Here is a 25,436-nt window from a genome sequence, read left to right as displayed (position 1 = left end):
GGAGGTCCGGGCCGTTCGGTGCCGACCGGGCAGGTGCCCGGCGGACACGGGCTAGAGTTTCGTCAGCGCCACGTATTGGTGTGCCAGAGCGCCGTCTGCCACGTGCCGTCGCCGTCCTTGCGGTAGACGACCAGGTTGCCGTCGTCCTGCAGCTGGATGTAGGCGCCCGGATTGCCGAAGGTGTTTGCCGCCCACAGTGCGCCGCCCTTGCCCTCGCCGCCGTCCTTGCCGTAAAGGACGAAGTTGCCGTCGCCCTGCATGCGGGCGTAAGCGCCGGGGCTCCACGGAGCGGTCACCCACTGCTCCTTGCCCGTGGCCAGGTCGCGGAGCGACAGGTGGCCGTCACCCTCCATGAGCAGGGCGTTGCGCTTGCCCTGGATCCAGGCACCCGGCGTCAGTTCCTGGCCGGCCTGGAGCTTGGGGCTGCGCATCCAGGTGTTCGAGGACCACAGGCTGTTCTGCCAGCCGTTGGTGGTGCCGCTCTTGTAGAGGACCAGGTTGCCGTCGGCCTGGAACTGGAGGCGTGCCCCGCTGTTGCCGGGGGTGTTGGTCGCCCACAGCGCGCCGCCCTTGCCCTCGCCGCCGTCCTGCTTGTAGATGACGAAGTTGCCGTCGTTCTGCACGACGGCGTACGCGCCGTTGTTGCCGTAGGTCCCGGAGGCCCAGAGCGCGCCTCCCTTTCCGTCGCCGCCGGTGCGGTGGTACAGGACCAGGTTGCCGTCGGCCTGCATGACCAGCTTGACGGACGGGGTGGTGTAGGTCTGGCCGGAGGCCAGCTTCGCACCGGCGTCGAAGCGGATGCTGCCGTCGACGACCAGGCCCGCCTCGTAGGCCACTTCGCCCGCCGGAACCTTCTTGCCCAGCCACGCGATCATCGTGTTGTCGGCCTTGCGGGCCCACAGGTCGGCGTTCCCGTCGCCGTTCACATCGCCGGCCGAGCCGATGGACGGGTAGTCCGCCTGCTTGACCCCGTAGCCGATGTAGACGCGGCCGGCCTTGTTCCCCCAGGTCGTGGGGTCGACATTGCCGTCGGCGCCCTTGGCACCGTAGGTGCGGAACAGATCGCCGGTGGCGTTGTCGCGCAGCCACAGGTCGGGCACCGAGTCGCCGTTGGTGTCGCCCGGTGCGATGACGGTGTACTTGTCCCAGTCGCCCTCGCCGACCAGAACCGGTTCGTTCAGCAGGTAGGTGGCGCTGTAGTAGGCCCACAGCTGCTTGCCCTGCTTGACCAGGACGTCGGGGCGGTTGTCGCCGTTCAGGTCGCCGGGAGTGATGACCTGCTCCGCGTTGTACCAGTGGTCGTCGCCGGTCCAGTCGTCACCGAAATCGCAGCCGGAGTCAGGGTCCTTGACCGGGCAGGGCACGGTCAGTTCGGTCCGGCTGCGCTCGTCGATCACCCCGGCACCCTTGTTGGCGTAGGCCCACAGGCGGCTCTTCTTCGCGACGGTGTCGTACCCGAAGGAGACGAGGTCGTTGTAGCCGTCCTTCGTCCAGTCCCCGCTGGTCAGGGTCTGCTGGCCGCGGAACGTCTCGCCGGCGCCGCCGTTGACGCCCGCGACGAAGGAGCCGTTGCCCATCCCGGCGTACATCGACAGGATGCCGTTGGAGTCCGCGGACCAGATGTCCTTGAACCCGTCGCCGTTGAGGTCTCCGGCGGCGTCACGGCCCGCGGCGCCGCGGTTGGCGTAGAACTTGTAGACCGCCGTGTCCGAGCGGTTGCCCGCCGCGTCCACGCTCTGCACGTTGACGACGTGCGGGCCGTAGCTCGGCGGAGTGATCTTCACTGGCTTGCCCGGAGTGGTGGAGAGCTGCTCCTGGTCGTTGTCCGCCCAGTAGATGAACTCCGCCACGTCGGCCACGCCGTTGGCGTCGAAGGTGAAGGTGCCGGGCGTGCGGGCCTTGCCGGTGTTCGCCGGCCAGCTGGTGTCACCGCTGGGGAACTCGGTGGAGGCGACGCGGGGCTTCTTGCTCGGCCGGTCCCGGTCGACGGTGAACGCGCAGGTGCCGGTCCACGCCGAGGTGGCATTGTCCTGGTCCCTGGCGCTGACCCGCCAGGTGTAACTGCCGCTGGGGAGGCTGGCGTCGGGGACGGTCCAGGTCGCGAACCTTCCCTGGAGGGCCGGGATCGACTGGGTCGCGGTCGGGGTGCTCTGGCCGGCCTTGAAGAGCTGGAACTCGGCGGTCAGGTTGCCGGCGTCCGGGTCCTCGATCGTGGCGTACAGGGAGATGCCGGTGTTGCCGATCGCGCCGCCCGAGCACGCGGTGCGCGGGCTCGTACCCATCGACGAAGGCGTCTTGGGCGGGTTGTTGTACTCGGTCTCGATCGTCAGCGTCTTCGGGTCGAAGCGCTTCCAGCCGAAGGTGTCCGACTCGTTCCCGGCGTAGAGGCCGACGGTCGCGGTGGACCAGTTGCCGGCCGCGGCCTGCCTGGCCAGCCCGGTGGTGTCGAACTCGAGGTTCCCGGCGGCGCAGTCGGTGCTGCTCCAGCCCTTGGAATCGTTGACCGTCGCGAGCTTGGAGATCTTGCCGGGCTGGTTGTTCCAGGTGGTGTCGGACGAGATCGCGCCGACGTGCCACAGCTCCACCGGGCGTGCCTGGCAGGACCAGGACCAGGTGTTGCGGACCCGCAGGGTCGACTTGCTGACCTGCGTGCCCTTGATGTTGGACGTGTCGAACTGGAAGAAGGAGCGGGACAGGCCGTTGGTCTCGTTCTCGTAGCCGACGCGGACGTCGTCCTTGGTGTTCCAGTACGAGTTGTTCTTGTACTTCTCGTAGACGCGCGTCCAGTTCTGCCGCTCGCCCCAGGCCCACGAGGGGTCGATGAAGACGGGGTACTTGGTCTGCGCGCCGGTCAGCAGTGCCTGGTCGGGCTTGATCTCCAGGGTGCCGTTGGCCACCGTCGTCGGCATGTGCGCGTCCTTGGCGCCGGCCGGCGGAGTGAACGCGTCCGAAGGTGCGGGCGTCTCCCCCGTGCCCGTGCCCGTGCCCGCGGCCGCGCCTGCAGCCGGGGCCTTCAGCGCCTTCGCGGCGGGTGCGGACTGGGCGCCCGCCGGAGCCGCCGCCGTCGTCGAGTCCCACATCAGCGGGGACGGGCTGGTGAAGACCGTCTGCCCGGCCGGGTTGACGGCGGTGATCGCACCGGTCCCCGCATCGGTGGACACGTTCAGTCCGACCGTGCCGACCTTGAACTTCAGGGCGGCGAGTTCCGGGTTCTTCGCCGCGGCGGCGGTCTTGACGACCAGCAGCTGCGAGAAGCCCTCGACTTCGGCCTTCACCTGGAGGTCCACGTCGGGAAGCACATCGGCGTACGTCGCCACGTTCGCGGCGAGGGTCGGCTTCGGCAGCGCCTTGGGCCACGTCAGCGACAGCGTCCGGCCGTCCTTCACACCCGTCAGCAACGGGCCCGTACCGCCCCCCGAGAACGACACGGACACGGTGGCGGCCTTGGAGGCGACCTTCCCGTCGCTCCCGAACACCAGCGTGGGATCCGTGGGCACCCACACCCCGGCACGCAGCACCCGCACCGGGGTCCCGTACCGCTTCACCGACCACTTGCCGGCCGGCGTGGCCCAGGTGTCCGAGGACTCCGTCCGGGCCGACACCAGCTCGTACGGCCGGCCGGTCGCCTTCGCCTGCTGCAGGGCGAAGTCCTCTGCGCTCATCGATCCGTCGGCGACCGGATCCGCTGCTGCCGCAACGGCGGCGGACGACGGAAGGACGGCCATTCCGGAGGCCGTTATTCCGATCGTCAGCAGGACGGGTATTGCCCGTCTGTGCCACACATTCTGCACTTCGGTATTCCTCCCCTAATTGGCGGCGCCACTGTACCCCGAGCAATGCTTACCGTGGAGACCTTTTATCGATGTGAATTTCCCCAGGAGTGCCAAGCTCTGAACTTCCTCAAATCTATTGACGAAAGCAGCGGTGCTGCCGGGCGGGAGGATCCGCTGTTCAGCCTTTCGTCGATGCGCCAGAAGTCGTTGTCCGGATTTGATCAACAAGGCGCGATTTGCCGTGGTTGAGGGATGTTCAGGGCGTCTGTCGGGGTGTCAGAACCGCTGAATGCGGCTGTTAATCTGCAATGGTAAATTTCTATAGAAGTATGGGGTGGGGTGTGAGAAAGTTTCGCATGCGAGGACTTTCTGCGGCATTGGCTGCGGCTGTCCTCACAAGCGTGCTGCCCGGCGGTATTGCCGTGGCAGACAGCAAACCCGGTCCGAAGCTGCCAGGACTGAAGCAGCCGAAGGCCGTACCCGTGTCACCTGTTCAGGCGGGCGGGGTGACGAAGGCCGATGGAGCGGGGGAGACTCCATGGAAGTCGCCGAAGGTCTCCTGGCCATCGGCGGGATCGGCCGAAGTGGACCTGGCCTCCGGGCCGGTTTCCAAGGCGTTCCTCTCCGGCGCGGCCCAGGCGCCGGCCGCCGGCACGGGCCGGGGACAGGCGGGCACGCTGCCGGTGACCGTCTCCCCGGCGCCCGGGAAGGCTGCCGAATCCCCGTCTAGGGTCACGGTTTCCGTCGCGGCGAAGGACGCCGCCCGGAAAGCCGGCGTGGACGGCGTGCTGCTGTCGGTGGGCCGCTCGGACGGTTCAGCGCAGGCGGGGGCCGCGGACGTATCGGTTGACTACAGCACCTTCCGCGGAGCCTACGGCGGTGACTACGCCGCGCGCCTGCGCCTGGTGGAGCTGCCGGCGTGCGCGCTGACGACTCCCGAGCGTGCCGAATGCCGGACGCAGAAGCCGCTCCTGACGCGGAACGACACGCGCGCCGGCAAACTCACGGCGCAGGTCGTGACGCCGGGTGCGGCCGCGGGCAAGACGTCCGGTGCCCAGCCGAAGTCCGCCCCGGCCGCCGCCCCGGCCGCCGCTCCGGCCGCCGCGCCCGTCGGCGCGGCGACGGTGCTGGCCGCGACGGCGGGCGATGCCGGTCCCACGGGTGACTACAAGGCGACATCGCTGCAGCCGTCCGGGTCGTGGAACGCGGGCGGGTCGACGGGAGCGTTCTCCTGGTCCTACGGGATCAGTACGCCCACCGTCCCCGGCGGTCTGACCCCGAAGATCTCCCTCGGCTACAGCTCGCAGTCCGTCGACGGACGCATGGGCGCGTCGAACAGCCAGGCCTCGTGGATCGGTGACGGCTGGTCCTGGGAGCCCGGCTTCATCGAGCGCAAGTACAAGTCCTGCAACGACGACCAGACCGGTGGGACCAACACCACCAAGGTCGGCGACCAGTGCTGGTTCAACGACAACGCGACCCTCTCGCTGGGTGGCAAGTCGACGGAGCTGGTCTACGAATCGGGCAAGGGCTGGCACCCGGCCTCGGACTCGGGCGAGAAGGTCGAGAAGCTCACCGGCGCCGTGAACGGCGACAAGGGCACGGCCGGAGTCGACGGCGTGGGTGAGCACTGGAAGGTCACCACGGCCGACGGCACCCAGTACTTCTTCGGCCTGAACCACCTTCCCGGCTGGAAGGACGCCACCACTCCGACGACCAACTCCACCTGGACCACGCCGGTCTTCGGCAACCAGGCGGGCGAACCCTGCTACAACGCCTCGTTCGCGAGCGCCTGGTGCCAGCAGGCCTGGCGCTGGCAGCTCGACTACGTGGTCGACCCCGGCGGGAACGCCATGGGCTACTACTGGAAGACCGAGACCAACAACTACGAGCGCAACGTCTCGTCGACCACCGGCAAGGGCACGGTCACCCCGTACGTGCGCGGCGGCTGGCTCGACCACATCGACTACGGCCTGCGCTCCGACACGGTCTACACCGCCAAGGCGATGGGCCAGGTCACGTTCGACGTCGCCGAGCGCTGCCTCTCCGCTTGCGGCACCTTCGACGAGACCAACGCCAAGAACTGGCCGGACTCCCCGTTCGACCTGTTCTGCAAGGACGGCTCCACGGAGTGCAAGGGACAGACCTCGCCGACCTTCTGGTCGCGGATGCGCCTGACCGGGATCAACACCAAGATCCTCACCGGCGGCGCGTACCAGGACGTCGACTCCTGGGCCCTGGACCAGAACTTCCCGCCCGCGGGCGACGGCATCTCCACACCCCTGTGGCTGAAGTCCATCACCCGCACCGCGAAGGCCGGCGAGGGCGAGGACATCCCCCTCAAGCCGGTGACCTTCGCCGGTGAGCAGCGGGCGAACCGCGTCGACAGGACCGGTGACGGTCTGGCGCCCTACGTGCGCCTGCGCCTGTACCAGGTGACCACGGAGACGGGCGGCACCATCGGTGTCACCTACTCACAGCCCGACTGCACCCCCACCACCCTGCCCGCCGCCGACGCGACGAACACCACGCGCTGCTATCCGGTGAAGTGGGCGTGGGAGGGCGAGGTGACCAAGGTCGACTGGTTCAACAGCTACGTCGTCACGCAGGTCGTGGAGGGTGACAACCTCGCCTCCACGCCCGACAAGGTGACCTCGTACACGTACCTGGGCGGCGCGGCCTGGGACAAGGCCGACGACGAGTTCATCAAGGCCGAGGACCGCATCCACTCCGTGTCCCGCGGCTACGGCCTCGTCCAGACCCGCACCGGCGCGGCCAGTGACCCGAAGACCCTCTCCGAGACCCGGTACTTCCGCGGCCTCGACGGCAAGGCCGTCACGGACGGCACGGGCGCCGCGGTCACCGACCGGCCCGAGTTCGCCGGAATGACGCGGGAGTCGGCCGTCTACGACGGCGACGACACGAAGAAGCTCGTCAGCGCCACCTCGAGCACCCCGTGGCGCTCGCCGTCCAGCAGCGCCACCCGGGTCCGCCCCGGTCTGCCCGATCTCGTCTCCTACAAGACCGGCACCGAGAAGGAGTCGGTCCGCACCACGGTCACGGGCGGAACCCGCACGACCGAGAAGAGCCGTCACTTCGACGCCTACGGCATGGTCGACTGGGAATCGTCCGCGGGCGACACCGCCAAGACGGGCGACGAGACCTGCACCACGACCACCTACGCGCGCAACACCGCGACGTGGATCCTGGACCGGCACAGCCGTGTCGAGACGGTCGCGGTGCCCTGCGGAACGACCCCGGCCAGGCCGGCGGACGTCATCAGCGACACCCGCACCTACTTCGACAACGGCACGCTCGGCACGGTCCCCGGCGCCGGGCTGGTCACCAAGGCCGATTCCATCAACGGCAAGGGCGACGGCTACGACGTCCAGGCCTCGGTCCCGCTCACGTGCGGTGCCGCCAAGAACCAGCTCTGCTACGACGCCTACGGCCGTCAGCTGGCCTCCGCCGACCCGTACGGCAAGGTCACGACGATCGCGTACACCCCGGCGGCGGGCGAGCCCCTGACCTCGATGGTGGTGACGAACCCGCTGGGGCACGCCGTCACCTCCGAGATGGACCCGCTGCGCTCGCAGCCCAAGAAGGTCACGGACGCCAACGGCAAGATCACCACGACGGCGTACGACGCCCTGGGCCGGGTGGCGAAGGTCTGGCTGCCCACGCGCTCGGCGGTCACCTACCCCGATTCGCCCAACCGCGTCTTCGAGTACACGGTGACCAACGACGCACCCAACGTCGTCACCTCGAAGACCCTGACGCACGACTCCCAGTACGCCACCTCGTACGCCATCTACGACGGCCTGCTGCGCGACCGCCAGACCCAGACGCAGTCGCCCGACCTGTCCGGCCGCCTGGTGTCCGAGACGTCCTACGACACCCGGGGCCTGGCCTGGCGCAACTCCGGTACCTACTACGCCACGGGTGCCCCGTCGGCTCAGCTGGTGACCGGGACGGAAACCACCTACCCGGCCTCCACCGACACCGTCTTCGACGGTGCCGGACGGCCCACCGCGGTCATCGCCAAGAAGTTCGGCACGGAGACCAAGCGCGTCACCACCAGCTACACCGGTGACACCACCACGGTCATCCCGCCCCAGGGCGGCACCGCCACGACCACGGTCGTCGACGCGCTGGGACGCACCACCGAGCAGAAGCAGTACACGAACGCCGGACGGACGACTTCCCAGTCGACCGCGTACACCTACGACAAGCTCGGCCGGCTGTCCCAGGTCACCGACCCGGGCAACGCCAAGTGGACCTACACCTACGACGTCCGCGGCCGTCAGGTCGAGGCGAACGACCCGGACAAGGGTCTGACCAAGACCGCCTTCGACGGGGGCAACCGGGTCACGGACGTGACCGACGCCGGCGGCGTCACCCTGCACTCCGACTACGACGACCTCGGCCGCCTGGTCACCACCAAGCAGGGCGCGACGACGCTGACCTCCCAGGTCTACGACACGGTCGCCAAGGGCCAGCTCTCGAAGTCGACCCGCTTCGTCGACGGCAAGGCGTACGAGTCGGCGGTCACGTCGTACAACAGCCTCTACCAGCCGGTGGGCACCGAGCTCACCATCCCGTCCACCCCCGACACCGGGGCCATGGCGGGCACCTACAAGTGGATCACCTCGTACAACCTCAACACCGGCCAGGTGATGTGGGTCAAGCACCCCGCGGTGGGCGACCTGCCGGCCGAGCAGGTCAGCAACACCTACACCTCGGTGTCCGGCCTCCTCAACACCGTGGGTGCCGGCAGCGTCCCGCTCGTCTCGGCCGTGACGTACGACCACTACGGCAGGGCCGTGCGCGAGGAGATGGGCGACTTCGCCCAGCACCTGTGGCGGACCACCGAGTACGACGAGCACACCGGAGCCGTCGCCCGCGCGTACACCGACCGCGAGGTCGCGCCGCAGCGGATCGAGGACACCAAGTACACCAATGACCCCGCGGGCAACCTGACGTCGATCACCACGGCGTTCGGCCAGGACGCCCTCCGCACCACCGACACCCAGTGCGTCAGCATGGACGCCCTGCGCCGCATCACGCAGGCATGGACCAACAAGGGCGAAGCCTGCGCGGCCACCCCGTCCGCGGCGGTCATCGGCGGAGAAGACCCGTACTGGACCACCTACACCTACGACGCGGTCGGCAACCGCAAGACGGAGACCAGGCACAAGACGGCCTCCGGTCCCGCGGCCGACACGCTGCGCACCTACACCGCCCCCACGGCCGGCAAGCACGACCTGCCCAAGGTCACCCAGACCGGCACCGACCCGCACGACGAGACCTTCACCTACGACGCCTCGGGCAACACCAAGACCCGCAAGAGCGGCACCGGTGAGACCCAGTACCTCGACTGGGACGTCGAAGGCCACGTCAAGACCATCAAGCAGGGAACGTCCACCAGCTCGTTCACGTACGACGGCGCCGGCCAGCGCCTCGTGCGCAAGGACTCGACGGGCACCACGCTCTACCTCCCCGCCGGCAACGAGCTCAAGCTCGACAAGGCGGCCAGGCTCACCGGCACCCGCTACTACGGCGACGTCGCCATGCGCACGGGCGGCAAGCTCAGCTTCACCCTGGCCGACCACCACAACACCGGCACCACCCAGGTGAGCGCCGACGCCGTGCAGACGGTGACCCGGCGCAAGACCGGCATCTTCGGCGAGGACCGCGGCACCAAGCCCGTCAACTGGGCGGGCGAAAAGGCCTTCGTAGGCGGCACCAAGGACGCGGACACGGGCCTCACCCACCTCGGCGCCCGCGAATACGACTCCACGACCGGCCGCTTCATCTCGGTGGACCCGATCATGGACCTCACCGACGCCCAGCAGCTGCACGGGTACACGTACTCGAACAACAACCCCGTCAGTTTCTGGGATCCCAGCGGCCTCTGGATCGACGACGGAAGCGGTCACTCCGAGAACAAGGAGACGGGGGCGCACTCCTACGGGCGTGACGTCAATGGGAACTATGCGGATGAAGACCTCACGGCAAATGATGTAGCCTCGATATCGAATGCCGTCAATCAGATCGAGAGGGAAATAACCGACGTCGCCCGTGAATACATGGACGACAAAACATACGCCGCATGGCGTGCGGCGTACGAAAAGGAGCTCAGCGGCTTCAGAGCGAGGGGATACGACTCGGAGGACGATCGCATTGCAACTGCGGTAAATCTCTGCGTCGGGTCTCACGCAATGAATTGCCCTGAGGAAGTGCGAAGGTACTTCTTCGACCTCGAGCTTCAGCGCTTGACTCAGTACATGGGCTACGATGGCACTCCCGGAGCGAGCGCGGGAGCGGGAGCGGGCGGGGCCGGTGCTGCCGGCCGTTCGATGTTGCGAGGGAACACCGGTAAGAAGTCTCCGACGAACTGCTTCCTCGCCGGAACGCTCGTACTCATGGCCGACGGGACTCAGAAAAAGATCGAGGACATTGAGGTCGGAGACGCGGTTCTCGCAACCGACCCGATATCGGGGGAGACTGAATCCCGGTATGTCGAAAAGCTGATACGCGCGGAGGGCGACCGAGAGCTCAATTCTCTCTCCATTGCCACCCCTGACGGAATCGGCGAAATCACGGCGACACGCGATCACCCCTTCTGGTCCCCGTCTGAGCAGGCCTGGATCAACGCAGGCGTACTGCGCCCCGGAATGACCGTGCAGACCGCAGGCGGTGCAGCCGTCGTGATTACTGCCAACAGGGCATTCGCGGAGCGTGTGAAGACGTACAACTTCACGGTGGCGGACTTCCACACCTACTATGTGCTGGCGGGCGCAACACCGGTACTCGTTCACAACAGTGTCTGTGGATCTGGGCGTGATCTGGTCCCTGACGATCGAATCGATCACATCCTCGACGGGCACCGGCATGGCGGCGAACCGGGCAACAGTCATTTCCCTGAAGGTTGGAGTGACGATGATATCCTTGATGCCATCGCCGATGTGGCTACTAGCCCGAAGAGTACGTACACATGGAAGACCGGCTCTGCGAAATATGCGGAGAGAACCGGGCTCACGAGGAAGCGCGAACCGGCCATTCAGGCTATCTTTGGAGAGGTTCGCGGTGTGCGAATAGAGGTGCGATATGAACCTCTCACCGGCAGGATTCTTACTGGATTTCCCACATCGAAATAGGGTGTGTCGATGATGGAAAAGCGTGAGCGTGTGAGGACTGTGATCGCACAGCTCCTCGAGGATTCTCCTCTGGTCTCGCAGGAGGTCATCGAGGATGTGCATCACTTGCTGGGCGTAGGAGAAGAGGGGCTGGCTTTTCACACCATGTGTTCGTGGATCTACGAGGATGAACTCCCTATTACATCCGCGTACTATCAGCGGCTGATGGCTGCAGCTCAAGAGGTGGGTGACTCCACTTCTGTCGATAAGCTCGATGAGCTGATTCTCGATCAGGTGGAAAATGATTGAACTCCTATGTAGTCCTTTCTGGGTTGCATGCTGAGTGAGAAACGAGCGAAGGGCTCCATGGCGATTTCCGTGGAGCCTTTCGGCATGTGTCGGCAAGGCGAATCTGCCACGGATGGCTGCGGCAGGCCGCCCCGTTGGGTTGTGTCGGCGTCCCGGAGCGCGTCGGAGGGGAGTGCAGCCGGTGTTGGTGCGGACCACAACTGCGGGAAGGGGCGTCGCGGTTGAAGTAGCGTGCGGCTTCTGCGGAGGAAGGGATCACGATGGTGCGCATCGTGCTTGTTCGGGGGGACATCACCGGGGAGACGGTGGATGCCGTGGTCAATGCGGCGAACTCTTCGCTGCTTGGCGGGGGTGGGGTCGACGGGGCCGTTCATCGGCGTGGGGGGCCGGAGATCCTGGCTGCCTGTGAGGATTTGCGGCGCTCGCACTACGGCAGAGGGCTGGCGACGGGGCAGGCCGTCGCCACCACGGCCGGGCGGCTTCCGGCCGGGCACGTGATCCATACGGTCGGGCCGGTCTGGTCACGGGACGAGGACCGGTCGGCACTGCTGGCCTCCTGCTACCGGGAGTCGCTGCGGGTCGCCGATGAGCTGGGAGCCCGTAGCGTCGCGTTCCCGGCGATCTCCACCGGGATCTACGGATGGCCCATCGACGACGGGGCGCGGATCGCGGTGGAGACCGTACGGGCGGCCCTGACCGAGGTGGAGGAGGTGCGGTTCGTGCTGTTCGACGAGCGTGCCCACGAAGCCTTCGTGGTGGCGGTGGCGGCAGCGGCGGAGGCGGAGGGGCCGGGGACGGACTGAGCCGGTGGCTGGCAGCCGGCTCGGCTAGGGCGTCGAGAACAGCCTGCCGTAGGCCGTGACGGTGGACGTGGGGGAGCCGGCCGCGCGGAGGGCCGCCCAGAGGAGGACCTGGTTCGCGGTCAGGACCGGGCGGTCCAGGGTGGCCTCCAGGGCGGCGATCGCGCCGACCGCGCGGAAGCCGTTGCCGCCGATGACGACCGCCTCCGCCGTGTCCGGGACCCGGGAGGCCACCCAGTCGTGCAGGGCGCGCGGCTCGATGAGGGTCTGCCCGCTGGGGAGCTCGCAGGGGGCGGCGTACGGGACCTCGAAGCCGGAGTCCTCGTAGTAGCCCCGCCCCAGGTCGCTCAGGGTCTCGTCGAACCACGGCGGGTCCACGAGGGCGATCCGGCCGGCCCCCAGGGCCCGCAGCGCCTCGACGGCGGCCGCGCAGGTGGCGACCACGGGCAGGCCGTGGGCGCGCTTGCTCAGCCGGTCCAGCATGTACCCCTCCGCACGGGGGCCGATCACGTACGCGGAGCTGGTGAAGGCGTAGGCGATCACCGCCAGGGGCGCGGCGGCCAGCAGCTCGGCCGCCTCGTCCACGTGCGGGGGCTCGGCGAAGGCCCGTACGGGGGCGAGCGGGATGGTGGGGTCCATCACACCGCCGCTCCCCATCGCGCCGAACGGCACCCGGGCGGCGTGCAGCCCCACGTCGGCGGGGGCCATGGCGCGCAGCTCCGACTCGGGGCCGACGTCGGCGTGCGGGGTGAGGACACCGAGGCGGACGCGCACGTCCCACCCGTCGGGCTGCCACATCGCTCGTTCCTCTCGGAGAGTGAGGGAGGATGCCCTACTTTGGCACCGGCCGGGCCGGTGTGCCGCGGGGCCGCGCCGCCCGAGGGGTTGTCCACAGTGTCGGGGGATCCGGACGGATGTGTCCGAGGAGGTCGCTAGGCTTCTCGGATGACCACTTCGGAAGCAGCAGTCGAGACCCCCGATGCCCTGCAGGTGCTCCACCGCGTCTTCGGGTACGACTCGTTCCGCGGCGAGCAGCAGCAGATCATCGAGCACGTCGCCGGCGGCGGCGACGCGCTGGTGCTGATGCCGACCGGCGGCGGCAAATCGCTGTGCTACCAGATCCCGGCGCTGGTCAGAGCGGGTACCGGAGTGGTGATCTCCCCGCTGATCGCGCTGATGCAGGACCAGGTGGACGCACTGAACGCGCTCGGGGTGCGGGCCGGGTTCCTCAATTCGACGCAGGGCGCCGACGAGCGGCGAGCCGTCGAGCAGGCCTTCATCGGCGGCGAGCTCGATCTGCTGTACCTGGCTCCCGAGCGGCTGCGCACCGAGGGCACGCAGCGGCTGCTCGACCGGGGCACCGTCTCGCTCTTCGCCATCGACGAGGCGCACTGCGTCGCCCAGTGGGGCCACGACTTCCGCCCCGACTACCTCGCGCTGTCCATGCTGCACGAGCGCTGGCCGAAGGTGCCGCGCATCGCACTGACCGCGACGGCCACCGAGGCCACGCACGCCGAGATCGCCGCGCGCCTCGGTCTGGAGGAGGCCCGCCACTTCGTGGCCGGCTTCGACCGGCCGAACATCCAGTACCGGATCGTCTCGAAGAACAACCCGGTCAAGCAGCTGCTGGAGCTGATCCGGACCGAGCACGCCGGGGACGCCGGGGTCGTCTACTGCCTCTCGCGGGCATCGGTGGAGAAGACGGCGGCCTCCCTGGTGGAGCACGGCATCGACGCCGTGCCGTACCACGCGGGGATGGACTCCCGCACCCGCGCGGCGAACCAGTCGCGGTTCCTGCGGGAGGACGGGGTCGTGGTGGTGGCCACGATCGCGTTCGGCATGGGCATCGACAAGCCGGACGTGCGCTTCGTGGCACACCTGGACCTGCCGAAGTCGGTCGAGGGCTACTACCAGGAGACCGGCCGCGCCGGCCGCGACGGGGAGCCGGCCACGGCCTGGCTGGCCTACGGGCTCCAGGACGTGGTGCAGCAGCGCAAGATGATCGAGGGCTCCGAGGGCGACGAAGCGCACCGCCGCGGACTGGCCCAGCACCTCGAAGCGATGCTCGCGCTGTGCGAGACGGTCGGCTGCCGCCGGGTGCGGCTGCTGGCGTACTTCGGGCAGACGGGCGCGCCGGACTGCGGGAACTGCGACACCTGCCTGACGCCGGCCGAGTCCTGGGACGGGACGGTCCCGGCGCAGAAGCTGCTGTCCACGGTGTGGCGGCTGGCCAAGGAACGGCGGCAGAAGTTCGGCGCCGGCCAGATCATCGACATCCTCCAGGGCAAGAAGACCGCCAAGGTCATCCAGTTCGACCACGACGGGCTCTCGGTGTTCGGCATCGGGGCCGATCTGGGCACTCCGGAATGGCGCGGGGTCGTACGGCAGTTGCTGGCGCTCGGGCTGCTGGCGGTGGAGGGCGACTACGGGACGCTGGTGCTGACGGAGGCCAGCGCCGAGGTGCTCGGGGGCCGCCGGAGCGTCCCGATGCGCAAGGAGGCGGCTCCGGCCGCCGGTTCCTCCCGCAGGGAGTCCGGATCGCGCTCCGGGAAGGGCGCGCGGGTACCGGTCGACCTGCCCGCGGCCGCCCTGCCGGTGTTCGAGTCCCTCCGCGCCTGGCGGGCCGAGACCGCGCGGGAGCAGGGCGTACCGGCGTACGTGGTCTTCCACGACGCGACGCTGCGGGAGATCGCCACGCAGCTGCCCGGCACGGTCGCGGAGCTGGGCACGATCAGCGGGGTCGGCGAGGCGAAGCTGGCCAAGTACGCCGAGGGCATCCTGCGGACCCTGGGCGGGGCGGAGGCCGGGCCCGAGGCCGGTGCGGAGACCGGTGCGGAGACCGGCGCGGAGATCGGCGCGGGGTCCGGCGCGGAGACCGGCGCGGGGTCCGGCGCGGCCCCGGCAGCGGCTCCGGCCCCGGCCGTCCCTGCGGCCGCTCCGTCCGTCGTCGCCCCGGCCGCGGCCCCGCCGGTCGCCCCGCCCGTCGCCGTACCGGCGCGCAGGGCTCCGGCCCCGCCGGAGGGGGAGTCCCTCTTCGGTCCGGAGGACGAGGACATCGACCCGCCCTGGGACGACTGGGAGTAGGCCGGGATCAGGCCGCGAGGAGGCCGGGGGGAGGCCGGGGGGAGGGCCCGGGGGAGGCCGGGAGAACGGCCGACCGGGCCTCGCGGCCCCGGCCGGGGCCCCGGGAAGGCTCCGGCTGCGCGGCGGCTCGTCCGGGGTCAAGCTGGAGCCATGACCGGTACCCGGTCGGGCCCCCGCAGCTCCGAATTGCGGCTGGCCCTCGCCATGCGGGGCGGGGTCAGTCTCGCCGTCTGGATGGGCGGCGCCTGCTGCGAGACCTCCCGGTTGCGCGATGCCTCCCCGGAATCTCCGGGAGTCGCCGGGGCAGCCGTCTACCGCAAGCTGCTGGCGGGCTGCCAGTACCGCAACGTGGACATCGACGTCCTCGCCGGCACCAGCGCAGGCGGGCTCAACGGCGTCCTGCTCGCCTGCCACCTGGTGTACGGAATGCCCTTCGGGGACGGGGTCCGTGACGTCTGGCTGCGCCTGGGCGACCTCGAAGACCTGCTGCGCCGCCCGGCCCTCGGCGGCCTCGAAACCCTGCTGCGCCGCGGGACCCTCTTCGTCCTGCCCGACTCGCTGATGCGCGGTGACGAGTTCTTCTACGAGGAACTCCGCGCGGCCATGGAGAAACTCATCGGGGAGGCGCCCCGCGGGTTCAAGGCCAGCACCTCGCTCCGGCTGATCCTGACGGCGACCCGGCTTCGGCCCCGCAGCGACCGGGTGCGGCCCACGCTCGGGCAGCCGCTGCTGGTCGGCCGCTCGGACGCGTACTTCCACTTCCGCCACCGCGGCGGCCTGACCGACTTCCCCGCGGAAGGCGAAGCCCGCAAGGCGGCCCTGGAGCGGCTCGCCTATGCGGCCCGCACCTCGTCCTCCTTCCCCGGGGCCTTCGAGCCGGGCCGGCTGTTCGTCGGGAACGAACCGCCCTGGCCCGCCGAGGACCCGCCCCGGGTGGACATGCGCGGGATCAGCAGCGAGACCGGCTACCCCGATGAACGGCTGAACGGCTGCGCCGAGTTCATCGACGGCGGGCTCCTCGACAACATCCCCGTCGCCTGGGCGGTCCGGGCCATCGCCGGAACCCCGGTGACGAGGAAGGCGGACCGGTGGCTGCTCTTCCTCCAGCCGGTGCCGCCCTTCCCGCCCGAGCCCGTGACGGGCACCGGCCCCGGAGCCACCCGCCTCGTCAGGATCGCCGCGAAGTCCCTGGCCGTGAAGTCGGGCGCCGAGTCCCTGTACGACGACGCGCTCGCGCTGCGGGCCGCCTCCGACACCACCCAGCTGACCCGGGGCATCACCCGCGCACTGCCCCCGGACCTCGACTCCCTGCGCTGCGCGGCGGCGGCGCGCGAGGCCTCGTACAGCGCGGCCGTGGGCCCGGCGGAGGCCAAGCGGCTCATCCGGCTGCTCGAGGACCCCTCCGGGGTGACCGGCCCCGACCCCCTCCCGGTGCCCGCGGGGCCGGGCCCGCTGGAGGCGCTCGACACGGGCCGGGGCGAGGCGTCGGTGTTCTTCGCCCGGCTGCGGGACGAGGCGGAGGCCCTCGCACCCGCCCCGCGCGCCACGCCCCTGGCCCTGGCCCGCGCGGTACGGCTGCTCATGGACTGGGTCTCGGCCTGCGAGGGCGGCTGGGACGAGGGCGACGACGGGGGCCACGACGGGGGCCGGGACGAGGGCCACGACGGGGGCCGGGACGAGGGCCGGGACGAGGGCCGTCTCCGGGCCGTGGCGGAGTGCCGGGAGCTCCTCTACGCCTACCGGTTCGCCGTCTCCACGCTCATCGCGGTCTGGGACCGGCTGCTGCTCGACGCCTACGCGGCGGGCCTCGCCGGCGGGATTCCGGCAGATCCGCTGGCCCCCCGCACCCGGGCCGCGGCGCGGCTGCGGGCCGCGCTCGCGGTTCCGTCGATGCCGGCCGGACTGCCGTCGACACCGGCGACCGGGGCGCTGGCGGCGAAGTGGCGCGCATGGGCGGTGGACCTGGCCGCCGCGCTCGCGGACGGGCCCCAGCCCGCACCGGGCACGGGCGCGGGCGGCCACCAGGAGGCCTACGCGGACCTCTGGGACCGGATCGCGGAGCTCGGGCGCCACATCGGGCAACGGCTGGACCCCGCCCCCGCCGGGTTCGGGGCCCTGGGAGCCGCCGCGCTCCTCGGCAACGCCAGGATGCTCGACGCGCTCACCGACGCCGAGGTCCTCCTCGGCCCCATGCGCCCCGATCCGCAGTCCGAGGCCACCGACATCGACTTCCACACCGTCTCCGCCGCCAATCGGAGCTGGGCCGCCGATCTGGTGCTGGGCAGGGAACGCACCCCGCAGGAGATGGTCGAGGGCAAGCTCAGCGGGAACCAGGTCGCCAACTTCGCCGCCTTCCTCAGCGTCCGCTGGCGCCTGGGGGACTGGATCTGGGGCCGGCTCGACACGGCCGCCTCGCTCGTCTCCGTCGTCGCCACCGACGAACGCCTCGAGCACGCCTTCGAGGGCTTCGTCAACCTCCCCGACCTGCGCCGGCGGGTCGCCGATCTGATGGATCCGGGACCGCGCTTCGCCGGGCTGTGGGACCAGTCCCTGGAGAACCGGCCGGAACTGGAGCCCTGGGACCGGGTGCGGTACGTCCTCACCGCCGTCCGCCAGCACGAGATCCTCGAAGAGGAGCTGCCGCTCCTCACCGACCTGCACCGCAAGGGCTTCATGGCGGGCAACCGGGTCCGGGACATCCCCGCCCCCGGGGTGGTGCCCGACTTGGACCTGGACGCCCCGGGCGCGCTGGACAAGGCCCTGGGGACACTCCGCGAGGTCGGGGCCGAACGGGCCGGCCGGCTGCTCCGGGCCCCGGACCCCTGCCGTGCGGCGGTGCGCGCCGGTCTCGTCGCCTGGCCGTCCCTCCAGCCCGCGGGGCTGGCCTGGGCCCGGCTGCCGCGCACCGTGCTGGCGGCGCTGAAGCCCCTGTTCTGCCTCCTGCCGGTGATCGGCGGGTTCGCGCCCGTACAGGCCCTCGTGGCCGCCGCCCTGATGTGGTGCGGGGTCGCCCTCAGCACCGAGAACTGGTCCTCCCTCCTGGGCCACATCCCGATCTGCCTCTTCGCCCTGATCGCTCTGAAGGCCCTGCTGGGGCAACGGGTCGGCAGCGGCAAGCTGCGCTGGTTCCTGCTGCTCCTCCTCGGGGGCGCCCTGGTCGTTTTCGGCCTGTGGCGGCCGCGCGCGGGTCCGTCCCACCCGCCCTGGGCCGGTCACCTGGACGGCGGCCTGGTCGTCGGCGCCCTGTTCGCGCTGGCCGCCTTCGCACTGCTCTGCGCGGGTTCCGACCGCTACGGGCCGGTGTGCGGGTACGCCGTGGGCGCCGGGGTCCTCGCGGGCGGGCTCCAGTACTGGCAGCCCGCCCTCGGCGGCTGGTGGGGAGCCCTGATCCTCTACTCCGTCCTCCTGTGGGTCACCGCGGTCCTGCCCTGGCTCTACCCGAAGCCGGGGCCGGGGCCGAAGTCGAAGCCGAAGCCGAAGCCGAAGTCCAAGCCAGGGCAGGACCGAAGCCAGGCCGAAACCGGGACCCGGGACGCGGGCCACCCCGCCGGAGCCCGACACAGCGCCGCTCGGTGAAGCCTCGGATAGGGTGAATCGGTAGGAATCGGGCCCCCTGGGGTGAGGTCGGCGCATTGGACACGTACCAGGAGACGAGCGGGGTACCGGACCAGCCGGTGGCTGCTGTCGGGTACGCGGGCGTACTGAGCGAGCTGCTGCCGATCGCCCTGTGGCGGGAGGACGCCGACGGGCGGGTCGTCGAGTGGTCGCTGGCCGCCCAGGACCTGCTGGGCCACCGCCCCGAGGACATCCTCGGCCGGTCCGGCAGCTCCGTGCTCGTCCCCGACGCCAACCGCGAGCTCGCCGCCCAGCTGACCGCCCGGGTCCAGGCGGGGGAGACCGTGGTCGGCACGCTGCCCGTGCGCCACCGCGACGGGCACCGCGTCCCGATGGAGATGTGGATCCTGCCCGCCCCCGATCCGCAGGGGCGCACCGGGGCCATGCTCATCGCGGTGGAGACCTCCGAGGTCCTGCGGATGCGCGATTCGCTCGCCGCGCTGCAGAGCCTGTTCACACAGTCGCCCATCGGCCTCGGCACCCTCGGCCCCGACCTGCGCTTCCTGCGCGTCAACGACGCCCTCGCCCGGATGAACGGGGTGCCGGCCGCCGAGCACATCGGCAAACGGCTCACCGAGGTCGTGCCCGGGGTCAACGCCGCCGCGCTGGAACGCCTCATGCGCAAGGTGCTGGAGTGCGGCTCCGCCGTCGTGGACGTCCGCCGCACCGGCCGCACGCCCGCCGATCCCGAGCACGACCGGACCTGGTCGTGCTCTTACGCCCCGCTGCTGGACGGCTCCGGGCGGCGGCTCGGGCTGATCGCCTCGCTCATCGACATCACCGACGGGCAGCGCGCCCAGGAGGAGGCGGAGCGCGCGCGCAGCCGGTTCGCCCTGCTGGCCGAGGCCGACGCCCGCATCGGTACGACGCTGGACCTCGGGCAGACCGCCCAGGAGCTCGTGGAGGTGCTGGTACCGCAGCTGACGGACTCGGCCGACGTACAGCTCCTGGAAACGGTACTGGAGCCCGACGAGGCCGCCGCCTCCACGCGGGGCGTGCTGCGGCGCCTCGCCGCCACCTTCCCGGACCCGGGCGCGCCCACCTCCCGGCTGGCCGCCGGGCAGACCTTCCAGATCCCGGCGCACACCGCGTACGAGCAGGTCATCACCGAGGGCCAGCCCATGAACCTCTACACGGCCGACATCCCGGCCCTGATCAAGGACCCGCGCGCGGCCGTGCTGCGCGCCTACCTGGCCACCCTCGGATGCGCCCGGATGGTCCCGCTGGTGGCCCGCGGCCGGGTGCTCGGGGTGGTGGTGGTGACCCGGATGCGCGGGCGCGAGCCCTTCGACCACGAGGACTGCGTACTGATCGACGAGGTGGTCGCGCGGGCGGCCCTCAACATCGACAACGCCCGGATGTACACCAACCAGCGCGCGGCGGCCCTGACCCTGCAGCGCAGCCTCACCAACAACGTGCTGCCCGAGGTCGCCGGGCTGGAGCTGACCGGCCGGTACCTGCCGGCCAGTGACCACGACGTCGGGGGCGACTGGTTCGACGTGATCGAACTGCCCGACGGCCGGACCGGCCTGGTGATCGGCGACGTGATGGGCCACGGCATCCACGCGGCCGCGGTCATGGGCCAACTGCGCACGGCCGTACGGACACTGGCGCGCCATCAGGTGGCCCCGGAGGAGATGCTCCGCTCGCTGGACGCGGTGGTGGCCGACCTCGGCGAGGACGAGATGGCCACGTGCGTGTACGCCGTCCACGACCCGGTGACGGGCGTGTGCGTCATCGCCCGCGCCGGGCACCCGCCGCCGGCCGTCGTCACGGCGTCCGGGGTCGTGACCTTCCTGGAGGGCCCGCCGGGAACCCCGCTCGGCACGGGCGGGCAGGAGTTCCGCACCGAGGAGGTGCTGCTGCCTCCGGGAAGCCTGCTGGCGCTCTACACCGACGGTCTGATCGAGTCCCGGGAGCGGGATCTGGACGAGGGGATGGCGGAGCTGGCGGGTGTGCTGCGGGATGCGGGCCGGCCGCTGGAGGCCTTGTGCGACACGATCCTGGAGCGCCTGCTGCCGGAGGCGGCGCAGGACGACGTGGCGGTCCTGCTGGCCCGGACCCGCTGAATCGGGATAATTGCCCTAGTGCAATAGTTGGTTGTGTCTAGCGCAATGAGTGATTATCGTTTCTCCCATGTCTGCCAAGTCGCCTTCGCCCATCACGCTCACCGGCCGCCACGTCCGCCTCGAGCCCCTGACCAGGAGTCACCTCCCCGACCTGTACGCGGCCGGCGGTGGCGACGACGAGGTCTGGCAGTGGCAGGGCGGCCCCACGCCGCACTCGCAGGAGGAGCTGGGCGCCAAGCTCGACTCGGTGCTGGCGGACGCGGAACGCGGCACGTACCTGCCCTTCGCGGTCATCCACCTCGAGAGCGGCCGGGCCGTCGGCTGGACCACGTACCTGGACATCAGCCCGGCCAACGAGCGCCTGGAGATCGGCTGGACCTGGTACGGACGCGCGTACTGGCGCACCGCGGTCAACACCGAGGCGAAGCTGCTCCTGCTCACCCACGCCTTCGAGGACCTCGGCATGGGCCGCGTGCAGCTGAAGACGGACCACCTCAACACCCGCTCCCAGGCCGCCATCGCCCGCCTCGGCGCCCAGCGCGAAGGCGTCCTGCGCCGCCACCGCCGCCGCCCGGACGGCACGTGGCGCGACAGCGTCTACTTCTCCCTGCTGGCCGACGAATGGCCGCGGGCCAAGGCCCTGCTGGCCGCCCGGCTCTGAGCCGGGGCCGCCGCTACCAGGCCAGGTCCTCCAGGCCGTCCAGGTCCAGGAGGGTCGGGGGCGCCGGCTCGGCCGTGCCCGACAGCGGCAGTTCGGCCCAGATCACCTTGCCCCGCTCCGTGTAGCGGGTGCCCCAGCGTTCCGCGTACTGCGCGACGAGGAACAGCCCGCGCCCGCCCTCGTCGGTGGTGGCCGCGTAGCGCAGGTGCGGGGAAGTGCTGCTGCCGTCGGAGATCTCGCAGATCAGGACGCGGTCCAGGAGCAGCCGGACCCGGATCGGCGCGCTCCCGTAGCGGATGGCGTTGGTGATCAGCTCGCTGAGGATGAGCTCGGCGGTGAAGGAGATGCCCTCCAGCCCCCACGCGGCCAGCTGCGCGGCGCCCGCGCGGCGCACCTGCGAGACGTCCGCGGGGTCGGAGAGCACCTCCCACTCCGCGATCCGGTCGGCCGGCAGCCGCCGGGTGTCGGCGATGAGCAGGGCGATGTCGTCGCTCGGCGTCGGGAACAGCAGCGCGGCCAGTACGTCGGCACAGGCCTGGTCGGGGCTGCGGTCCCGCCGGGACAGGGTCTCGGTCAGCAGGTCGAGCCCGGTGTCGAAGTCCCGGTCGCGGTCCTCCAGCAGCCCGTCGGTGAACAGGACGAGCCGGCTCGCCTCGGGCAGGTCCAGCTCCACGGCCTCGAAGGGCATCCCGCCGACGCCCAGCGGCAGCCCGATCGGCAGTTCGGGGTACCGGACCACCCCGTCGGGACCGACCAGCGCCGGGCCGGGGTGGCCGGCGCTGGCCATGGCGCAGCGGCCGGACACCGGGTCGTAGACCGCGTAGAGGCAGGTGGCGCCCGTGACGCCCGAGGACTCGCCCTCCCCGGACCCCTCGTCCGCGGCGGACTCGTTCTGGTCGATCCGGTCGATCAGCTCGTCCAGATGGCCCAGCAGCTCGTCGGGCGGCAGGTCGAGCGTGGAGAAGTTGTGCACGGCGGTCCGCAGCCGGCCCATCGTGGCGGCCGCGTGCACCCCGTGCCCCACGACGTCCCCGACCACCAGCGCGACCCGGGCGCCGGCGAGCGGGATCACGTCGAACCAGTCCCCGCCCACCCCCGCCTTCGCGGGCAGGTACCGGAACGCGACGTCCACGGAGTCCAGGTCCGGCAGCACCCGGGGCAGCAGGCTGCGCTGGAGGGTCACGGCCACCGCGTGCTCGCGCGTGAAGCGGCGGGCGTTGTCGATGGAGACGGCGGCCCGCGCCGCAAGCTCCTCCGCGAAGGACAGGTCCTCCTCGTGGAAGGCCTCGGGGGTGTCCGCGCGCCAGAAGTTGGCCATGCCCAGGACCACCCCGCGGGCCTGGAGCGGTACGGAGATCAGCGAGTGGAGCCCGTACTCCAGGGCCACCCGGGTGCCGTCGTGGTCCTGGGCCCGCCAGCCGAACGCGGAGCTCAGGTCGGCCGCGAGGACGGCCCGCCCGGCGTCCAGGGCCGTCGCCATCGGCGCGGTCGGCACGATGAAGCGGATCGTGTCGCCGACGGGCTGCAGGGGCGAGTCCACGCGGACCCCGCTCATGGCGGCCCGGCGCATCTCGGTGTGCGTGCCGACGCTGGGCTCCTCGCCGCGCAGCACCGGCTCCAGCAGCTCCACGGTGACGAAGTCCGCGAAGCGCGGGACGGCGACCTCGGAGAGCTCCTCGGCGGTGCGCACCACGTCGAGGGTGGTCCCGATGCGCACACCGGCGTCGTAGAGCAGCTGCAGGCGGTCGCGGGCGACGGCGGCCCGGCCGGAGAGCGCGGCGAGCTCGGTGGAGTCGCGCAGGGTCGTGACGGTGCCCGAGGGGCGGCCCCCGTAGGGCTTGGTCGGCCGCACGTTGACGGCGAGGAGCCGGCCACCCGAGCGGTGCACCTCGTCGGTGGCCACCCGCCCGGACGCCAGCAGCGCGGCCGTGCGCGGATCGAGGCCGAGATCGCCGACGTGCCGCTGCTCGGCGTCGGCCGGCAGGTCTAGGAGGCGGCGGGCCTCGTCGTTGGCGAGGACGACCCGGCCCTCGGTGTCGATGATCAGGACGCCCTCGCGGACGGCGTGCAGAACCGCTTCGTGGTGTTCGTTCATCCGGGTCATCTCGGCCTCGCCCAGGCCCCGGGTCTGGCGCCGCAGCCGGCGGCTGACGAGCGCGGCGCCGCCGGTGCCCAGGAGCAGGGCGCCGGCCGCCGCGCCCAGGAGCAGGGGCAGCTGTCCCTCGACCACGTCGCCGACGTTGGCGACCTCGATCCCGGTGGCGACCAGGCCGACCACCGTGCCCGCGGAGTCCCGTACGGGCACCACGGCGCGCACCACGTCGCTCGGCTTCCCCTCGAAGGTCTCGGTGAAGGCGTGCCCGGCGACGGCGCGCGAGAGGTCGCCGGTGGAGCGCTGGCCGATCAGCTCGGGGCGGGAGTCGGTGTACCGGATCCCGTCGGTGTTCATCACGGCGATGAAGTCGACGCCGGAGGCCCGGCGGGCGCCCTCGGCCAGCGGCTGGAGCCGGGCGGTGGGGTCGGGGGACTCCAGCGCCGCCGGGAGGCCGGGGGCGTGGGCGAAGGCCTCGGCGGCCGCCAGGGAGCGGTTGCGGGCGTCGCGCTGGCTGTCGTACCGGGCCTGGAAGAACAGGGCCGTGGCGGCGGCGGTGATCAGCACCAGCACGAGGACGGCCTGGAGCGCGAAGACCTGGCCGGCGACGCTGCGCGCACCGAGCGAGAGGTTCGCGAACAATCCGGAGACGGGGCGGGCGATCCGGCGCGCGAACCGGCGTGCGGAGCGCCTTGCACGGACGAGTGCGGACCGGCCGGGGCCCGGCCCGGACGGGAGCCCGTGCTCGGGCGCCCCTTCAGAGCCCCTGGGCAGGCCAAAACGTCCGGTCATGAGCCATTTCTAACACTGTCCGCGGGGATTGGGGGAGGCCCTGATGCGGTGGCCGCCGCACGGTAGGCGCGGGGGCTGGTGCCGATGTACGAGGCGAAGTGCTGGCGGAAGGTGACCTCACTGGCGAATCCGGCGCGCCGGGCCACCTCGGGGACCGGATGATCGGTGCGTTCCAGCAGTTTGCGGGCTTCGTCCAGACGGTGGCCGAGGAGCCATTTGTGCGGGGTGGTGCCCGTCGAGGCGGCGAAGTGCCGGGCGAAGGAGCGCGGCGACATGCCGGCCCACCGGGCCAGGGTGGCCACGTCCAGCGCCTCGTGCAGCCGCCCCAGCGCCTTCGCCCGTACGGCGGCCAGCGCCTCGGCGGTCCGGTCGGCGGCCGGGGTGGGCCGGTCCAGGTACTGGGCGTGGTCGCCGGTGCGGAAGGGGCCCGTCACCATCGAGCGGGCGATGGCGGCGGCGGCCTCGGAACCGTGGGCCTCGCGGACCAGGTGGAGGCAGAGGTCGATGCCGGAGGCGACCCCGGCGGAGGTCCACACCCCGTCGTCCTCGACGTAGAGCGGGGCCTCGGTGACCTGCACGGCGGGGTGCCGGCCGGCCAGCGCCGGGGCCAGCGACCAGTGTGTGACGGCCCGGCGGCCCGCCAGCAGCCCGGCTTCGGCCAGGATGAAGGCGCCGGCGCACAGGGCGGCCACCGCGATGCCCCGGGCGTGGGCGTCCCGCAGGGCGGCGAGGACCGGCTCGGGCGTCGGATCGCAGGGCCGGGCCAGCGCGGGGACGACGACGAGGTCGGCCTCGGCGAGCCAGTCGAGCCCCCGGTCGGGGGTCAGGGACAGCCCGCCGGGGAGCGGGATCGGGCCGGGGGTCAGGGCACACCGGCGCAGCTCGAAGGCGGGCACCCCGAGGTCGCTGCGGTCGGGACCCCAGACCTCGGTGATGACGGCGAGGTCGAAGGCGCGGATCCCGGGCTGTACGACGATCGCGACGCGGTGCATGGCGGTGAGTCTGCCACGCCCGCCCCGCCGGGCAGCGGGGCTGTGGGGGCTCGTGGGGCGATGGCGGGCCGCTGTGGAGGGGGGTGGGCCCGGAGGGTCGGTCCGGGGCC

At 71.2% G+C, this 25,436-nt stretch carries 12 protein-coding genes; 8 read left to right on the top strand and 4 right to left on the bottom strand.

Annotated elements, in window-relative coordinates:
- Nucleotides 1-62: 62 nt before the first annotated feature.
- On the bottom strand, nucleotides 63-3,662 hold the full coding sequence (locus OG904_RS03760; protein ID WP_405487327.1) for an FG-GAP-like repeat-containing protein: 3,600 nt from the start codon (nucleotides 3,660-3,662) through the stop codon (nucleotides 63-65).
- A 174-nt stretch (nucleotides 3,663-3,836) separates the two neighbouring features.
- Between OG904_RS03760 and OG904_RS03755 the strand changes: the two genes are divergently transcribed.
- The 4 genes from OG904_RS03755 (at nucleotide 3,837) to OG904_RS03740 (ending at nucleotide 12,024) form a co-directional block, all read left to right on the top strand.
- On the top strand, nucleotides 3,837-4,022 hold the full coding sequence (locus OG904_RS03755) for a hypothetical protein (RefSeq protein WP_405487325.1): 186 nt from the start codon (nucleotides 3,837-3,839) through the stop codon (nucleotides 4,020-4,022).
- A gap of 257 nt (nucleotides 4,023-4,279) precedes the next feature.
- On the top strand, nucleotides 4,280-10,933 hold the full coding sequence (locus tag OG904_RS03750) for a polymorphic toxin-type HINT domain-containing protein (RefSeq protein WP_405487323.1): 6,654 nt from the start codon (nucleotides 4,280-4,282) through the stop codon (nucleotides 10,931-10,933).
- A gap of 9 nt (nucleotides 10,934-10,942) precedes the next feature.
- Nucleotides 10,943-11,221: a MafI family immunity protein gene (locus OG904_RS03745; protein ID WP_405487321.1), complete on the top strand. Its 279-nt coding sequence runs from the start codon at nucleotides 10,943-10,945 to the stop codon at nucleotides 11,219-11,221.
- 260 nt (nucleotides 11,222-11,481) lie between these two features.
- Complete coding sequence (locus tag OG904_RS03740) at nucleotides 11,482-12,024, top strand: O-acetyl-ADP-ribose deacetylase (RefSeq protein WP_405487319.1); 543 nt, start codon at nucleotides 11,482-11,484, stop codon at nucleotides 12,022-12,024.
- Between the two features lie 24 nt (nucleotides 12,025-12,048).
- Here OG904_RS03740 and OG904_RS03735 read toward each other — a convergent pair whose 3' ends face one another.
- The gene (locus OG904_RS03735) at nucleotides 12,049-12,819 is read right to left on the bottom strand and encodes a maleate cis-trans isomerase (protein ID WP_405487317.1); all 771 of its coding nucleotides are present in this window, start codon (nucleotides 12,817-12,819) and stop codon (nucleotides 12,049-12,051) included.
- A 147-nt stretch (nucleotides 12,820-12,966) separates the two neighbouring features.
- On the opposite strand from OG904_RS03735, the gene recQ reads away from it, so the two are divergent.
- The 4 genes from recQ to OG904_RS03715 all read left to right on the top strand — a co-directional run bounded on the left by recQ (nucleotide 12,967) and on the right by OG904_RS03715 (nucleotide 21,450).
- Nucleotides 12,967-15,105 carry a DNA helicase RecQ gene (recQ, locus tag OG904_RS03730; RefSeq protein WP_405487315.1) on the top strand — a complete coding sequence of 713 codons (2,139 nt, stop codon included), beginning with the start codon at nucleotides 12,967-12,969 and terminating at the stop codon, nucleotides 15,103-15,105.
- A 150-nt stretch (nucleotides 15,106-15,255) separates the two neighbouring features.
- Nucleotides 15,256-18,681 carry a DUF3376 domain-containing protein gene (locus OG904_RS03725; protein WP_405487313.1) on the top strand — a complete coding sequence of 1,142 codons (3,426 nt, stop codon included), beginning with the start codon at nucleotides 15,256-15,258 and terminating at the stop codon, nucleotides 18,679-18,681.
- A gap of 56 nt (nucleotides 18,682-18,737) precedes the next feature.
- The gene (locus OG904_RS03720; RefSeq protein WP_405487311.1) at nucleotides 18,738-20,789 is read left to right on the top strand and encodes a SpoIIE family protein phosphatase; all 2,052 of its coding nucleotides are present in this window, start codon (nucleotides 18,738-18,740) and stop codon (nucleotides 20,787-20,789) included.
- A 67-nt stretch (nucleotides 20,790-20,856) separates the two neighbouring features.
- Entirely contained in the window at nucleotides 20,857-21,450 is a 594-nt protein-coding gene (locus OG904_RS03715) for a GNAT family N-acetyltransferase (RefSeq protein WP_405487309.1), read from the top strand.
- Nucleotides 21,451-21,463: 13 nt separating this feature from the next.
- Here OG904_RS03715 and OG904_RS03710 read toward each other — a convergent pair whose 3' ends face one another.
- A complete protein-coding gene (locus tag OG904_RS03710) occupies nucleotides 21,464-24,334 on the bottom strand; it encodes a SpoIIE family protein phosphatase (protein WP_405487307.1) in 2,871 nt (956 codons plus the stop codon).
- Nucleotides 24,331-25,326, bottom strand: a complete 996-nt coding sequence (locus OG904_RS03705; RefSeq protein WP_405487305.1) for a GlxA family transcriptional regulator — start codon at nucleotides 25,324-25,326, stop codon at nucleotides 24,331-24,333. The genes OG904_RS03710 and OG904_RS03705 overlap by 4 nt, the downstream gene beginning before the upstream one ends.
- Nucleotides 25,327-25,436: the final 110 nt, after the last annotated feature.

The organism is Streptomyces sp. NBC_00096 (assembly GCF_045041305.1).
GTDB lineage: Bacteria > Actinomycetota > Actinomycetes > Streptomycetales > Streptomycetaceae > Streptomyces.
This window is presented reverse-complemented; position numbering and strand designations above follow the sequence as displayed.

What these genes read in the sequence shown, in the direction of transcription:
- OG904_RS03710 (WP_405487307.1), bottom strand. Translation starts at nt 24,334, where the DNA reads ATGACCGGACGTTTTGGCCTGCCCAGGGGCTCTGAAGGGGCGCCCGAG.
- OG904_RS03760 (WP_405487327.1), bottom strand. Translation starts at nt 3,662, where the DNA reads ATGAGCGCAGAGGACTTCGCCCTGCAGCAGGCGAAGGCGACCGGCCGG.
- OG904_RS03725 (WP_405487313.1), top strand. Translation starts at nt 15,256, where the DNA reads ATGACCGGTACCCGGTCGGGCCCCCGCAGCTCCGAATTGCGGCTGGCC.
- OG904_RS03715 (WP_405487309.1), top strand. Translation starts at nt 20,857, where the DNA reads ATGTCTGCCAAGTCGCCTTCGCCCATCACGCTCACCGGCCGCCACGTC.
- OG904_RS03740 (WP_405487319.1), top strand. Translation starts at nt 11,482, where the DNA reads ATGGTGCGCATCGTGCTTGTTCGGGGGGACATCACCGGGGAGACGGTG.
- OG904_RS03745 (WP_405487321.1), top strand. Translation starts at nt 10,943, where the DNA reads ATGATGGAAAAGCGTGAGCGTGTGAGGACTGTGATCGCACAGCTCCTC.
- OG904_RS03735 (WP_405487317.1), bottom strand. Translation starts at nt 12,819, where the DNA reads ATGTGGCAGCCCGACGGGTGGGACGTGCGCGTCCGCCTCGGTGTCCTC.
- recQ (WP_405487315.1), top strand. Translation starts at nt 12,967, where the DNA reads ATGACCACTTCGGAAGCAGCAGTCGAGACCCCCGATGCCCTGCAGGTG.
- OG904_RS03755 (WP_405487325.1), top strand. Translation starts at nt 3,837, where the DNA reads ATGCTTACCGTGGAGACCTTTTATCGATGTGAATTTCCCCAGGAGTGC.
- OG904_RS03705 (WP_405487305.1), bottom strand. Translation starts at nt 25,326, where the DNA reads ATGCACCGCGTCGCGATCGTCGTACAGCCCGGGATCCGCGCCTTCGAC.